Consider the following 14,659-nt stretch of genomic DNA (forward strand, 5'->3'; position numbering starts at 1 on the left):
TACGGCGACAGCATAAATCCGGTCTCCGGCTCTGCCCATTCTCACCCCACCTTCGCAAACACCTTCGTTACGAAGGCATCCATCGCCTCCAGCACCGTCAGCCGCTGGGCGGCGTCGTTCGGGCCGTGGCGCATGAACTTGACTTCGAGGTAGGTCACGTCCTTGCCGGCCCTCTTCATGGCGTCGTTCATCTTGCGGCTGTGGCGGACCTTGACGTTGTCGTCCGAGTCGCCGTGGATCAGCAGCAGCGGCGCGCGAATGGCGTCGATGTGTTCGATCGGCGAGGTGGCGTGGATCTGGGCGCTGTCGCGCATCGGCCGGCCAATGACGCCTTGCCAGTATTCCATGCTGTAGCCGCCCCAGAAGATGTCGTTGTCGTCTTCCAGCGAGTCGAACAGGTCTGAAATTCCGGCGCCCGCTATGCCGCAGGCATAGGTTTCGGGCGTAAAGGCGAGGGCGGCTTCAGCCAGGTATCCGCCCCACGACCAGCCGGCGACGCCGACGCGTTTCGGGTCGATCCGGCCCTGGGCGGCCAGGTAGCGGACACCGTCTTCCAGGTCGGTCGTCATCTTGTCGAGGTGGATATTGCCGGCGCGTTCGAAGGTGTCGCCGAAGCCCGCCGAGCCACGGTACTGCGGTTGCAGGACGACATAGCCCTTCGACGCGAAATACTGCGCCTGGTAGTCGAAGCCGTAGACGTCGCGGGCGCGTGGCCCGCCGTGCGGCATGACGATCAGCGGCGCGTTCGGCGGCGTGTCCTTGCGCGCGGTGACATAGGCCGGGATGTCGAGGCCGTCGCGCGCCTTGTAGGTGACATAGGTCATGGCCGCCAGCGCCTGGCCGTCGAGCTCGGGATAGTTGGCGCCGACACGCACCAGGTCCTTGGTCTGGGCGCTGTAGTAATAATAGCTGTCGGGGGCTTCGGGCGCCGAGACCAGGAAGACGATATGTCTACCGTCCTCGGTCATGTCGGCGATATCGACGAAAGCGTTCGGGAAGAATTTTTCGACCGCGCCGACCATCTTCAGGTGGTAGGGCGCGGTCCATTCGGTATGCACGCGGTCGGTGACGGTCGTGATGCCGACAATATGGCCGTAGGGGTCGAAGGTCAGGGTCATGTCCTTGTTCGGCCCCGACCGGTAGAGCGACTTTTCGCCGCTGGCGATATCGTGACGCCAGATCGAGCACAGTCCCTTGGTGTAGTCGAACTCGGACCAGTAGATCGAATTGTCGAATTCGGAATATTGGTAGCCGAGGTAATAGATATTGTCCTGTTTGGGCAGGCGAAGGGCCTGGCTTGCCGCCCCCGGCTGGGGGCGGTAGTTCACGACGACGGCCGTGGCGCCATAGCTGACCTTGCCGTCCAGGACCTCGGCGGACATGCGTTCGCGGCCCTGGCGGTCGAAGAAATGGTCGCTGCCCGGCAGCAGGGGTTCGCCCGTCGTCCGCTTGCCCGTGGCGAGGTCGATATGGGTGGTGTAGCCGCGCTCCAGCGTGATCAGGTAGGGGGCGGGGCCGTCGATAAAGCGGACAACCGGCGCCAGGTCGTCATAGGTCAGCTTCTTGTCGCCGCGCTGGAAAAGCTGGCGAACGTATTTTGCGTCGCGGGTAATGACCATGGGCGAATGGCTGAAGACCTTGACGTAGGTCGTGGTCTTCGGGACTTCGTCGTCCTTGAGATAGACGACCAGATAGTCGTTGCCGACCCACTGCACCACCTCCAGCCGGTTGCCCGCGCCGTTCAGGCCCTTTTCCGAATTGTCCTTCAGGTCGTGGATGATGATCTGGTTGTTTTCGATCCACGCCAGGTGCGTGCCGTCCGGCGACAGCTGCGGCGGGCTCATAAAGGCGTCGCGGGTGAAGAATTCGGGCTTGAGCGGCCCCGGCGCGGCCGTATCGGCCCGGCTGCGCGTGGCCAGCGGTCCCAGCCACAGGAAGGCGGCCGACGTCAAAAACAGGTCACGGCGATTCATGTCGTCCCCCCCCCACAAAAACATCAAGACTTTTCGTCTTGCCCCGCCCGCAGTTAAGCACACGCCCGCTTGCGGTCAAGCCGGTCCTGGCCGGCAACAAAAAAGCCCTCCGGCGAACCGGAGGGCTTTGCTGTCTCGACCTGAAAGGATCGCTTACGCGGCCTTGTTCAGGTTCTTGTTCAGGATGGCGACGGCGGCGTCGCGGTCGATCTTTTCGATCGCGGCGACTTCGCGGGCCATGCGGTCGAGCGCGGACTCATAGAGCTGGCGTTCGGAATAGGATTGCTCCGGCTGGTTGTCGGCGCGGTGCAGGTCGCGGACGACCTCGGCCAGCGAGACCAGGCAGCCCGAATTGATCTTGGCTTCGTATTCCTGGGCACGGCGCGACCACATGGTGCGCTTGACGCGCGCGCGGCCCTTGAGGGTCACGAGGGCTTGCGACATGACGGCATCGGCGGCCAGGTGGCGCAGGCCGGCCGTCTTGGCCTTCTTGGTCGGAACGCGCAGGGTCATCTTTTCGTGGTCGAAGGTGATGACGTAGACTTCCAGTGTCAGGCCCGCGACTTCCTGGGTCTCGACGGCGGCGACCGTACCGACGCCGTGCGCCGGATAAACGACCTTGTCGCTTACCGAGAAGTCATGACGGGAGAGGGTGAGGGTATCTGCTGACATTGGCCAACCTTTCGCTTCAAGCGTGGGGCAGAGGGGGGTGGTTACCTGTCCTTCGGACGTCAGACGGTCTTCCGTTCGGTACCGGGGAGGGCGCCGACTGAACTGACCCACGCGCAAAAAAACACACCATGAGGGCTGTTGCGATCTCAGGGTGTGGCGGTGTGTTCCTGACTAAGACAAGGTTCTCATCCGACCTGCGTCGATAGTGCGTGTCATACCCGCGAACGCCGGAATGAACGCATGAAAACAAACGAAGATTTGCGCGGATCGTATGGTCTGGGCGCCTGAGACAATCCCTTTATGGTTAAGGGAAAGCCACGGGCGGGAAAAGGCCGCTGCGACTCTTTGCAATGGGGAAGATATATCACAAATTTGCGACGAAATAAAGCCTCGATGCTTAAGACGTTAAGATGTAACAAACACCTTATCCACAAAGCCGTACCGGACTTTATGAGGTAATATTTCACCAATTCCGTGAGCGGCTGCAATAAATTTTTACGGCGCGGATTCGCACCAATGCGCCGGGCCGGCTGGCGCGGCCGCCCGTCAGCCGGAGCGGAGGGTCAGGGCCAGCAGCGCCGACACCATCGCGACATTGAGCGCGATCATCGCATACATGCGGCCGAGGAAGGCGGCCTTGACCGTCTTGTGCCGGAACTGGCGCGAGGCCAGCAGCGCCGCCGGCCATCCGCCCAGCAGGCACAGCCACAGCAAGGTGTTTTCCGGCGTGCGGCGGCCGCGCTTTGCCGCGCTTCGCTTGTCATGCACCCAGGCGTGCCAGGTAACGAAGTTCACAATGGCCGCGTAGATCGCCAGGCCGAAAAGGAGCAAGGCTTACTTGCCGTCGCCGGGCTTTTCCGAGAAGTACTTCTCGAACTTGCCGGTTTCGCGCTCGAAGGCCTCGCGGTCCTCGGGCGGCGTGCCCTTTTCCGAGATATTCGGCCACACGGCAGCGTACTTGGTGTTGATCTCAAGCCACTTGGTGCCGTCGTCCTCGGTGTCCGGCTTGATCGCGTCGACCGGGCATTCGGGTTCGCAGACGCCGCAGTCGATGCATTCGTCCGGATTGATGACCAGGAAGTTTTCACCTTCGTAGAAGCAGTCCACCGGGCACACTTCCACGCAGTCCATGAACTTGCACTTCACGCAGGGGTCGGTGACGATATAGGTCATGACGCAAAATACCTTTTGAAATCCGGGGGCGTCATGCCTTTTTGCAGGCGCTTATGTCAAGCGTCCAACGGTTAAAGCGGCCCGATTTGTTCTAATCTGTCGGTTTAGCCGGCTCTGGTCGCAGGCTGTAAAGCGCTTGTGCTTCGGGCGCTGGCCCGCGCCGTTCGCCCATGTCCAGGATCTCGAGGTCGATCAGGCGCGTTCCCAGGGCGAAGATCAGCCGGTCGCCGGGCTTGACGGCGTGGGACGCTTTCTCAATGCGCGACACCGCACCGAAGCGCTCCAGCCGCACATGGCCCGACTCGCACATCTTCGCCGACAGGGCGCGCGTCTTGAAGAATCGCGCGCGCCACAGCCAGATATCGAGACGGACGGAGGTGGGGGTATCGTTCACGGTTGCAGAGATCGTGACGGCGTGGGATTTGTCAAGATGACAGGCCTGGGCGGCCCCGGCGAAAAGGGGCGTAAGTCCCGCGAAGCCCCTGGCGTAGCGGGAGAGGGAGGACGCGATGGATATGTTCAGGATGGTGCACGCCGGCGTGTGCGTGGTGGTGGCGCTGACAGCGGTGGCGAGCCTGGTCAGGGCCGTCACCAAGGGCAAGATCGGCTTCTACGGGCAGGGCTTCGACCGGAAGATCATGCCGGTCAGCTTCACCGGGCTGGTCCTGGCCTATGTCGTCATGCTGGTGGCCGCGGGCTATTGGGCCTATCTCGATATCACCGGCCTTCTTCACGCCGGGATGCGGTAAGACCTCTTGTGATAGCGTTGTCAGGCCGCTATGGTCGCGAGCGTTGAAACCGATTACACGAGCGGCCGCCCAAGGCCGCCGGACTGGACTGGGAGACCGACCTATGAAACGCATTCGTACCACGCACCTGCTGGCGGGCGCCGCCACCCTGCCTTTGATTCTTGGGGCGCTGATCGCCGGCACCGCCGCCGCCGAACCCGCGCTGAAGCTCAACGACAAGGGCTATTTCGAGGCGCCGGGGCTGAACGTCACGGTGTTTGCCGACATATATCCCGACGGTCACCAGACCGGCGTCACGGTCATCCAGCACGGCGTGCGCGTGGCGGCCAACGGCGACCTCAGGCTTGAACCCTCGCCCGGGCAGTGGTCGCCCATGCCGGCCGGCGACGGTCCGAACGCGGTAGACAAGGCGACCAACACCGTGTCGCAGACCCTGCACTATCCGGACGACTCGAAGAACCGCAAGGGCTTCAATCCGATCGAATATCCGGACCTCAACTTCAGCTACCATGTGCGTGTGACGCCGCTGGACGGCGATGCCTTCCAGGTCTCGGTCGATCTCGACAAGCCGCTGCCCAAGGACTGGGAAGGCAAGGTCGGCTTTAACTTTGAGCTGTTCCCCACCGACCTGTTCGGCAAGACCTGGCTGATGGACGGGGCGTCCGGCATCTTCCCGCGCCAGGCCAACGGTCCGGTCAAGGACGACCACGGCCAGATCATCACGGCGCCGATGGCGGAGGGCAAGGTCCTGACCGTGGCGCCCGAAAGCGACCTGCAGCGCATGAAGATCGAGAGCCGGACAGGTGAGCTTGAGCTGATCGACGGGCGCGGCACCTTCAACAACGCCTGGTACGTGGTGCGCGAAACGACCCGCCCCGGCGCGACCAGGGACGCGGTCACCTGGGTGATCACGCCCAATGTCGATCCCAACTGGCGCTATGCGCCGGTGGTGCAGGTATCGCAGGTCGGATACCGCCCCGAACAGCAGAAGACGATCATCGTCGAGCAGGACGTGCGCGATACCCAGGCCGATCCGCTGGTGCTGTACCGCATGACGGCCGACGGCAAGCAGGAGGTGAAGCGCTTCGCCACCAAGCCGTGGGGCCATTTCCTGCGCTACAACTACGTCACCGCCGACCTGACCAGCGTCACCGAGCCCGGCATGTATGCTCTGGGCTATCGCGGCCAGGTCAGCCACGTCTTCCGCATCGGCAGCGACGTCTATGACCGCGACGTCTGGCAGCCGACTTTGGAATACTTCCTGCCGGTCCAGATGTGCCACATGCTGGTCAAGGAGAAGTACCGAACCTGGCATGGGCTCGACCACCAGGACGATGTGCGCCTGGCTCAGGTCGGCGACCATTTCGACGGCTACGACCAGGGGCCGGACCTCTTGGTCAAGCAGAAGCCGGGCGACCATATCGCCGGGCTGAACAGCGGCGGGTGGCACGACGCCGGCGATTACGACCTGCGGGTCGAAAGCCAGATGGGCACGGTGTGGCTGCTGGCCAAGATGGTCGAGGAGTTCGGGCTCAACTACGACGCCACGACGATCGACGAGACGAAGAAGGAAGCCGATATCCACCAGCCAGACGGCAAGAACGATGCCGTCCAGCAGATCGAGCACGGCCTTCTGAGCGTGCTCGGCGGATACAAGGCGCTGGGCCGTACCTATCGCGGCATCATCGAGCCGCACCTCGAGCAATATACGCTGCTGGGCGACATCTCGACCCAGACCGACAACCTGAACTACGACCCGAGCCTGAAGCCGGGTGAAAAGACCGCGACGACCTCTGGGCTTGACGACGACCGCTGGGTGTTCACCGAGGACAATCCCGACCGCGAGCTGGAAACCGCCGCCGAGCTGGCGACGGCGTCGCGCGTGCTGAAGGCGTCGAACCCGTCCATGTCAGCGGATGCCCTGGCGGCGGCGCAGGACCTCTATTCCCACGCTTATGACCGCGCGAAATCCTTGCATTTCAAGGTGTTTGCGACCTCCGAGCTGGCGCAGACGACCAAAGACCCCGCCCTGGTCAAGCGGCTGGTCGGCATGAAGGCCGACATCGCCGCCCATATCGACCAGACGGGCGCGGTGCTGGCCTCGGCCATGCCGCTGATCACCGATGCCGGTTTCCGCAAGGACGTGGCGGCCGCTGTGAAGGTCTATCAGGCCAAGCTCAGCGACGAGGCGACGAAGACGCCCTATGGCGTACCGTATAAGCCTTATATCTGGGGCGCCGGCTGGGACATCCAGAAGTTCGGTGTCGACCAGTACTTCTTCCGCAAGGCGTGGCCCGAAGCGACGCCGGTGACCTTGCAGATGGAGGCGCTGAACTTCGTGCTGGGCGTCCATCCGGGGCAGAATACGGAATCGTTCGCGTCAGGCGTGGGGGCCGTGTCGTCGACCGTGGCCTATGGCGCCAACCGCGCCGACTGGAGCTATATCCCGGGCGGCGTGATTTCGGGCACGGCCCTGATCCGGCCGGACCTGCCGGAACTGAAGGTCTGGCCGTACTTCTGGCAGCAGCGCGAATACGTCATGGGCGGCGGCGAGACCAATTACATGTTCCTGGTCCTGGCCGCGGCGCAGGGGAAGTAAGACAACGGACGCAGTAGTGCTCGGCCCTCCCTGCTTGCGGGGAGGGCCGAAGTCTTAGTCGTTCGGCGTTTGGTCAGGCCTTTCCCGCCATTTCCTGTCTTGCGAATTCAGCCCGGGCCAGTTCGAAGATTTCAGGCAAGGTGTGCGAACTTACGCCGCTGGCCAGGCCTTCGTCGATCTTGGCCTGCATGGCGGCGATCTGCTCGGCGCGGACCTGGTCGCGGCGGATCAGGTCGCGGACATAGTCGCTGGAGTTGCTGTAGCGTCCGCCTTCGGCCTGGCGCTCGACCCAGTCTTTCATCTGATCCGGCAGGGAAATGTTCATCGTCGCCATGCGCGCCTCCGTGGCATGAGTGTGTGCGTTATGGCAAAGTTTGTCAAATTGACTGCGCGGCAAACCATGGTAGGGCTGATCCTTGGACATAAGGGGGGAAGCACCATGATTTTACAGGGCGCCATTGTCATTTTCGGGATCGGCGGATTGCTCGTCATCCTGTCGGCCTTGAGCCGCGGCAGCCTGAAGATCGAAAACGTCTGCGACCTGTCGAGAAAGGACCGGCCGGTACAGTTCTACGCCACGCTCGGATTTGCCGCGCTTATCATCGGTCTGGTCGCCGGGGCCTGCGGCTACGGGATGATCGCCGAGATTGGGGGAATGATGCAGTGGTCCGAGGAAACCCGAACCTGATCTAAGTAAGAAACCCCACCACCACATCTCACTCATGCATGTTCCACATGCATTCGCTCGTGCGGTCCCCCTCCCCATTTTCTGCGAAAACGGGGAGGTACAAAGGGGATGAAGTCACACCTCATTGTACCTCCCCGTCGCGAAGCGATGGGGAGGGGGACCGCCCGGAGCGTTAGCGCAGGGTGGTGGTGGGGTTTCTTGCTTTCTCTTACTTGCCCAGCTTTTCGCGCAGGATGGCGAAGGGCGAGTAGGGGTTCACATAGGGCTCACGCGGCTTGTTGTCGGGACGCGGGCCGCCCTTGCCCTGAGGCTTGCCGCTCTTGCCATGGGGCTTGCCGTCGCGGGGCTTGTGGTCGCGGTTCTGGCCCTCGCGCTGGCCGGCGTTTTCGCCCTGGCCTTCGGGCCGGCCCTTGCCGTGGCGGTGACGGTTGCGATGCGGCTTTTCGCCTTCGGCGCCCTCGGCCGGCTTGTAGCCATGCGGGCGGCGGTGGTGGCGGTTTTCGCGGCGCTCCGCGTCGGGACGGCGGTGGCGATAGCCCATGCGCTCTTCTTCGACGGTTTCGACCGGTGCCGCGACAGCTTCGGCCGGCGCCTCCGCCGGGGCATCGGCGATTTCAGCTTCGGGAGCGGCCTCAGCGGCGACTTCGGCTTCGACGGCAGGCGCGACGATCTCTTCAGCCGGGGCCTCAACAGCCTCAACGACAGCGTCGACTTCGGCAGACGCTTCGGCTTCAACGATGTCTTCGACCGGAGCGCCAACCGCTTCCGCGACGGCCTCAACCTCGGCGATCTCGTCAACCGGCGCGTCCGTGACCTCGGCCTCGGCCGTCTCTTCAGCCGCTGCCTCGGCCTCGGCCTTCACCGGCTCCGGCGCCTTGACCGGCACGGAGATCATGATGTTCGGCACCTTGACGTAGCCGAGCGCCAGCATCAGCTTGTCGCGCACCTTGTCGTCCATGTTGAGATGCGCGAAAGCGTCCGGGCGGACATAGATGGCGCCCTTCTGATAGATGCCGGTGCCCATGATCTTGTCGAGCTGCGACAACAGCTTGACGCTGACCGGGTCGTGGCCGGCGATGGCCACCAGGCCTTGCGCCGTCAGGGCGCGCTGGCCCTCGGCCTCGCCGAAGCTGGCCAGATAATGCTTTACCTTGCCCTTTTGCAGGTCGGGCAGGAACCACAGGTAACGGTGGCCGGCGACGCCCAACGCCTTGAGCGCGGCCTTTTCTTCGGGTGTCAGCTTGACCGTCTCGTCGCGGCGCGTCACGCCGCCGTTTTCATAAAGCTGGAAAGCGATGGCGCGGACGTTCGCGGCGGTACCCTCGGCGTCGGCGGCCTGCTTGACGCGGTGCAGCGGCTTCAGCGTCACCAGCGACAATTGATGGACGAAATCCGTCACGCGCTTTTCGGCGCGCTCGCGCAGCGTCGGGTGGTCGGCGCTTTCCAGCAATTTGACGCGCGGATTGAACGGATCGGACGGCTCGATGACCGCCACGGGATCGTTGTTCCACAGCACGGTCGTGCCCTCGATCCGCAACGTCTTCGACGCCGTGTTGGCCAGGGCGCGCAGGCGATCGAGCAGCAGCGGATTGACGGCGCGGAACGCCGCCTGGCGCAGCGTCTTGTCCTCGACCGCCGTATCGGAATGGCTGAGGTTGAAGGTCAGGCCCTTCAATTCCCCCACGACATGGCCTTCGACCAGCACCTGGCCTTCGGCATTGACTTCGGGGGCGATGACTTCGTCGGCGTTGAGCGCCTTCATCAGCGCGCTTGTGCGCGCATCGATGAAGCGTTGCATAAGGCCTTCGTGCAGTTCGTCGGACAAGCGTTCCTCCAGGTCGCGCGTGACATCGCGCCAGTGATCGGTTCGTTTAAGCCATCCGCCACGATTGGCAATATAGCTTAAGGTTCGCACGCCCGAAAGCCGCGAAGATATTGTATCGATGTCACCCCCGGTTTTGTCGAGATCGCGTACCTGCGTTTCGAACCAGTCCTCGGGCACGGCGCCGTCCTTGCCGATGCGCGACCAGAACAGAAACGCCACCAGCTTCAGGAATTCGTCCAATCCGGTTTTCCGGAAATCCGGCAACTGGCAGGCTTCCCACAGCACGCGCAAGGTCACGGGGTTCCTGATCTTGGCGGCGATATCCTCGTCCTGCGACAGGTGCCGCAGGGCCTTTTCGTCGAGCGCTTCTTTCGCAAGCCTCAGTCCTGTTCGCTCCGCCGGCCGGGTCAGCGAACGGAACAGCGCGTCGAGCGACGAAAAGTCGAGGAAGGGATTGCGCCATTCGGCCGCGTCGAGCGGCATGAACTGATGGTTTTCGACGGCGTGGACCAGGTCGTCGTCGATCTCATGGCATTCGCCGGTGACGCCAAAGGTTCCTGATCGCGTGAAGCGTCCGGCGCGGCCGGCGATCTGCCCGATCTCCTGCGCCGTCAGATGGCGCGAGCTGCGGCCGTCGAATTTCGACAGCCCGGAAAAGGCGACATGGTCGATATCCATGTTCAGCCCCATGCCGATGGCGTCGGTCGCCACCAGGAAATCGACCTCGCCGCGCTGGAACAGCGCGACCTGTGCGTTGCGCGTCTTGGGGCTGAGCGAGCCCATGACCACGGCCGCGCCGCCGCGCTGGCGCCGGATCAGCTCGGCGATGGCGTAGACCTTCTCGGTCGAAAAGGCGACGATGGCGGTCCGGCGCGGCAAGCGCGTCAGCTTCTTCGAGCCGGAATAGGTGAGGGTCGACAACCGTTCGCGCGTCAGGATCTCGCCGTCGGGGAACAGGCGCCTGAACAGCGGGGCGAAGGTGCGCGCCCCCAGGAACAGGGTCTCATGCCGGCCGCGGGCGTGCAAAAGCCGGTCGGTGAAGACGTGGCCGCGTTCGGCATCGCCGCACAACTGGATTTCGTCGACCGCCAGGAAGTCGACCTGCCGTTCCAGCGGCATGGCCTCGACCGTGCACACGAAATAGGACGGCAGGCGCGGGATGATCTTTTCCTCGCCGGTGATCAGCGCCACGGCGTTCACGCCCTTCATGGCGACGACGCGCTCATAGATTTCGCGCGCCAACAGCCGCAGCGGCAGGCCGATCATGCCGGTGGCGTGCGCGGTCATGCGCTCGAGCGCATAGTGGGTCTTGCCGGTATTGGTGGGACCCAGCACAGCCACCAGCCGCGAGGGCTCTGCGTGCGGGCGCGCGAATACGGTGGAGGCGGGAGGCGTGGACACGGCGCTTAGATAGGCGTCCGCGCATCGATTTGCAAAGGCGAAAGTGCGCGGCGAGGCGGCTTAGCGGTCAAGTGTAAACGACATGCACAGGATCGCGCGAACGTCCCGGAAACGAATCATGACCGAATCAGTGACGAATCACTATTCTGATTCTGTTCTATACCATATCTGGTGCCCAAAGTCAGCATTAACCATACAAAACGCGCCGATTTGGTGTCTGGATACCGGATTTTGCGATGTTCCACTGACGTGCTTCGCCCTCCCCATTTATGGCAGGGCAATAGCATATGAATTCCGGGATGACGCGTTGCCTTTTCCTTCTCCCCTTGAATAGGGGAGAAGGTGGCCCGAAGGGTCGGATGAGGGGTAAATCCGGCATCTTCCGCACGCGCACATGCTGATACTACCACTCATCTTGGCGCTGCGTGCCTTTCGCTAGCCCTCCGCTCCTCAAATGGAGAGAGGAAAGGCCCGAAAGTCAGGTAAGGGGAAATCGTCATAGGATGCGCCCGCTGAAGGTACAGTAACCCCTCATCCGACCCTTCGGGCCACCTTCTCCCCTCAAGCGGGGAGAAGGGAAGTTTGTTTAAGACATTGGCGGTCTCATACGCGATGTCCTCTCATAAATGGGGAGCGACAATATCCGGTGTTCCATCCACTCCGTGCCAGCTCATAAGCCGATTACCCATTTACCACCCACCCCACACCGAGTACGCTGCCCATATGGCACTCAAACGCATGGACAATGTCGGCATCGTCGTCGAGGACCTCGACACCGCGATCGCCTTCTTTCAGGAACTCGGCCTCGACCTCGAAGGCCGGGCCACCATCGAAGGCGAATGGGCAGGCCGCGTCACCGGCCTTGGCGACCAGCACGTCGAAATCGCCATGATGCGCACGCCGGACGGCCACAGCCGTCTCGAACTGTCGCGCTTCATCCGGCCCGGCGTGATCGCCGACCACCGCCAGGCGCCGGTCAATGCGCTGGGCTACCTGCGCGTCATGTTCGCCGTCGACGATCTCAACGAAACGCTGGAGCGGCTCTACAAACGTGGTGCCGAGCTGGCCGGCGAAGTCGTCGATTACCAGGGCGTCTACCGGCTGTGCTATATCCGCGGCCCCGAGGGCATCCTGATCGGCCTGGCCCAGGAGCTGGGTTAGGCAACCGGTTAAGCCTGCGATCGCTCCCGTTGTGTCGCCATCTTGCTGAGCGTGCCGCAGGTCTGCATGGCGCACCACCGGCGCTTTCCGTTCTTGGTCGTGTCGGCGAACAGCCAGCCGCACGAGGTCTGGTTGGCGCAATGCTTCAGCTTGAGCCGTCCCGCGCGCGCTGCCTCGAGCGTATCCACCAGATCGAGCGCTATGCACTTCAGCGGACGCCGCGCATCGCCGCGGGGGCCGGACTGAACCAGCTGTCCGTCGGGTCCGAGTGCCTGATCCTTCCGGGCTTCGAGCAACCACGCATTCGCCACCCGTAACGCATCGGCCGGCAGCGGGTGTCCATCGATCGATGCGGCCAGCACACGGAACAGGGCGTCGCGCAAGGTCCTGACATCCTTCATCAGGCGCGCCTCCCCGGAGCCTGGCGGCGCCACATCCTCATCGGACCCCAGGGCGCCCGTGCGCCGCGCCCATTCGACGTAGCGTTCCGGTGTCGCCAGATAGTCCTCGGGCCCCGCCGCGAACCGGTCGTGGATGGTGTTGACGAAGTCGAGGCACAGGCGCCCGCCATCCAGGCGGATCGCGGCGATCGGGCGCGGTGAGGGTGACGTCATACTGGCAGGATAGCATGCAGCCCCGGCCATGGGAAAGATTGACTCTACCGTTAAAACGCATTTAGCTGGTAGTATGAAAATCGCCCGCACTTCCATACGGATAGGGTTTGGCCGCGCCTTGGGCGTCTGGTTCTGCGTCTTCTGGCTGCTCGCGACCGCAGCGGTAACCGGCGTCATCGCCTTCGGCGGGCGGCCGGATCCGCGCATCGGGCAGGCGCTGGACGGGGCGTGGCGGTTCCATGCCGGCGATAACGCGTCCTGGGCGGCGCCCGGGACCGACGACAGTGGCTGGGACCGCTTGACCCTGGTGGCGAAGGCTGACAGCCGCGATGGCGATGTCGGCATTCCTGGCTATATCGACGGCTGGCGCGCCCATGGCCATCCGGGGCTCGAAGGTTATGGCTGGTACCGCCGCCAGGTGACGCTGCCGCCGGGCGAAGCCCTGGCGCTGGTCGGTCCGCCGGCCGTCGACGACGGCTATGAGATGTTCTGGGACGGCCGCCCGATCGGCGGTGTCGGCCGGTTGTCCGCTACGCCCAGGGTCAATGTGACCCGGCCGTTCCGTGTTGTCCTGCCGCCAACCGGCAAGACCACCGCCGTGCTGGCGATCCGGGCCTATATGCAGCCGGGCCCGCGAGACGCGCAAAGCGGAGGCCTGCGCACCGTGCCCGTGCTGGCGTCCCGGGGAGACGCCGACGCGCTTTATCGCGCCGAGTGGTGGCGCACCGTCGCCGGCTATATCGCCGACGCGGCCCTGCCCGTGGGCATGGCGGTGCTGGCGGCAATCGCGGCCTTTGCCGGATCCCGGACGCCGTTCCTGCTGTGGCTGGTCCCGGCGCTGATCGCCACGGGGGCCTTGCGGCTCGGCAACGCCGTCTCGGCCTGGAGCGACCTGCTGACCGGCTCCGGCCTGCAATGGCAAAACAGCGTCGTCCTTGGCCCGCTGGCCAAGCTTTGCTGGGTCATGGCGTGGAACGCCTGGACCGAAGGCCGCGAGCAAAGGGTCGTCGGGTGGGCCGCTGTCGCGGCGTATCTGATCCTTGTGACAGGCGCGCTGCTTGCCAACCCCATGGTCGAAGCCGCCGGGCGGATCATCGTCGCCCTGTCGCTGGCGGCGATCGCCGTCCGCATCGTCCGCCGGGGCGAGCACAAGGTATTGGCCCTTGCGGCCATGGCCTTGACGGCGGTCGGCAGCTTCGCGGCGGACCTTAACGCCTTCGGCGTCCCCGGCATCTGGTTTCCGTTCAATATCGGCGTGTCGCGTTCGCAATATGCGTGGGGCTTGCTGCTGCCCTTGCTGGGCTTCCTGATCGCGGTCACCGGCCGGAAGCGCGGTGACACGCTCAGCTGAGGATAGCCTTCATTCCCGCTTGCGCGCCAAGCCGCAAGCTGTGTAAGACACCCTGCGGCATGGCCCCTTAGCTCAGCCGGATAGAGCAAGGCTTTCCTAAAGCAGAGGTCGCAGGTTCGAGTCCTGCAGGGGTCGCCAAATTGTGCGTTAGCGTTAAAGAGCCGGAGTTTTAGCGTTAAAGCACCGGTTTTTCGCAGCGTAAAGGCGAAAATGCCGAACTTTTAAATCTGTGATATATCTATTTGGATGGTGGGGCCGTTTTCGAGCACGAAAAACCCGCAAGAATCACCGCTATTTGCGCGCCTGAAATTTGCTGAGGTCTTTTTCACCGCTGCGGCTCGGAGTTTCCGCCTCGAGTTCGCTATCACGAAAACGATCAGACGGCTGCTTTTGCCCATTTGCGGACCTTCGAGCCTATTGCTTCGGAAAACCTCGCTTGTCGCTTCCACCTAG

The 14,659-nt window shown here is 63.5% G+C and carries 13 protein-coding genes and 1 tRNA gene; 6 read left to right on the forward strand and 8 right to left on the reverse strand.

Features of this window, described 5'->3' with window-relative positions; genetic code table 11:
- Positions 1-41 precede the first annotated feature (41 nt).
- From AB8717_RS05675 to AB8717_RS05695, 5 genes are all read right to left on the reverse strand, one after another.
- On the reverse strand, positions 42-1,973 hold the full coding sequence (locus AB8717_RS05675) for an alpha/beta hydrolase family protein (protein ID WP_443750064.1): 1,932 nt from the start codon (positions 1,971-1,973) through the stop codon (positions 42-44).
- 153 nt (positions 1,974-2,126) lie between these two features.
- On the reverse strand, positions 2,127-2,645 hold the full coding sequence (locus AB8717_RS05680) for a CarD family transcriptional regulator (RefSeq protein ID WP_443750065.1): 519 nt from the start codon (positions 2,643-2,645) through the stop codon (positions 2,127-2,129).
- A 546-nt stretch (positions 2,646-3,191) separates the two neighbouring features.
- A complete protein-coding gene (locus AB8717_RS05685; RefSeq protein ID WP_443750066.1) occupies positions 3,192-3,476 on the reverse strand; it encodes a DUF1294 domain-containing protein in 285 nt (94 codons plus the stop codon).
- Positions 3,477-3,479: 3 nt separating this feature from the next.
- Positions 3,480-3,818, reverse strand: coding sequence for a ferredoxin FdxA (gene fdxA / locus AB8717_RS05690; protein WP_443750067.1), 339 nt, complete (start codon positions 3,816-3,818; stop codon positions 3,480-3,482).
- A 91-nt stretch (positions 3,819-3,909) separates the two neighbouring features.
- Entirely contained in the window at positions 3,910-4,212 is a 303-nt protein-coding gene (locus AB8717_RS05695) for an RNA-binding S4 domain-containing protein (protein WP_443750068.1), read from the reverse strand.
- Positions 4,213-4,327: 115 nt separating this feature from the next.
- Between AB8717_RS05695 and AB8717_RS05700 the strand changes: the two genes are divergently transcribed.
- Both AB8717_RS05700 and AB8717_RS05705 read left to right on the forward strand, forming a co-directional pair.
- Positions 4,328-4,567, forward strand: coding sequence for a hypothetical protein (locus tag AB8717_RS05700; RefSeq protein ID WP_443750069.1), 240 nt, complete (start codon positions 4,328-4,330; stop codon positions 4,565-4,567).
- A gap of 103 nt (positions 4,568-4,670) precedes the next feature.
- A complete protein-coding gene (locus tag AB8717_RS05705) occupies positions 4,671-7,166 on the forward strand; it encodes a glycoside hydrolase family 9 protein (RefSeq protein ID WP_443750070.1) in 2,496 nt (831 codons plus the stop codon).
- A 73-nt stretch (positions 7,167-7,239) separates the two neighbouring features.
- On the opposite strand, the gene AB8717_RS05710 is transcribed toward AB8717_RS05705, so the two are convergent.
- Entirely contained in the window at positions 7,240-7,500 is a 261-nt protein-coding gene (locus AB8717_RS05710; protein WP_443750071.1) for a type II toxin-antitoxin system ParD family antitoxin, read from the reverse strand.
- Between the two features lie 30 nt (positions 7,501-7,530).
- Here AB8717_RS05710 and AB8717_RS05715 point away from each other — a divergent pair, with 30 nt between their 5' ends.
- Positions 7,531-7,854, forward strand: a complete 324-nt coding sequence (locus AB8717_RS05715) for a hypothetical protein (RefSeq protein WP_443750072.1) — start codon at positions 7,531-7,533, stop codon at positions 7,852-7,854.
- A gap of 208 nt (positions 7,855-8,062) precedes the next feature.
- Here AB8717_RS05715 and AB8717_RS05720 read toward each other — a convergent pair whose 3' ends face one another.
- On the reverse strand, positions 8,063-11,080 hold the full coding sequence (locus AB8717_RS05720; protein ID WP_443750073.1) for a helicase-related protein: 3,018 nt from the start codon (positions 11,078-11,080) through the stop codon (positions 8,063-8,065).
- Positions 11,081-11,803: 723 nt separating this feature from the next.
- On the opposite strand from AB8717_RS05720, the gene AB8717_RS05725 reads away from it, so the two are divergent.
- Positions 11,804-12,241, forward strand: a complete 438-nt coding sequence (locus AB8717_RS05725; protein WP_443750074.1) for a VOC family protein — start codon at positions 11,804-11,806, stop codon at positions 12,239-12,241.
- 8 nt (positions 12,242-12,249) lie between these two features.
- Here AB8717_RS05725 and AB8717_RS05730 read toward each other — a convergent pair whose 3' ends face one another.
- Complete coding sequence (locus AB8717_RS05730; protein ID WP_443750075.1) at positions 12,250-12,855, reverse strand: CGNR zinc finger domain-containing protein; 606 nt, start codon at positions 12,853-12,855, stop codon at positions 12,250-12,252.
- Between the two features lie 73 nt (positions 12,856-12,928).
- Between AB8717_RS05730 and AB8717_RS05735 the strand changes: the two genes are divergently transcribed.
- Both AB8717_RS05735 and AB8717_RS05740 read left to right on the forward strand, forming a co-directional pair.
- A complete protein-coding gene (locus tag AB8717_RS05735; RefSeq protein ID WP_443750076.1) occupies positions 12,929-14,206 on the forward strand; it encodes a hypothetical protein in 1,278 nt (425 codons plus the stop codon).
- A gap of 61 nt (positions 14,207-14,267) precedes the next feature.
- Positions 14,268-14,344 (forward strand) — tRNA-Arg (locus tag AB8717_RS05740).
- Positions 14,345-14,659 lie beyond the last annotated feature (315 nt).

It is taken from the genome of Asticcacaulis solisilvae (assembly GCF_052327315.1).
Lineage (GTDB): Bacteria > Pseudomonadota > Alphaproteobacteria > Caulobacterales > Caulobacteraceae > Asticcacaulis > Asticcacaulis solisilvae_B.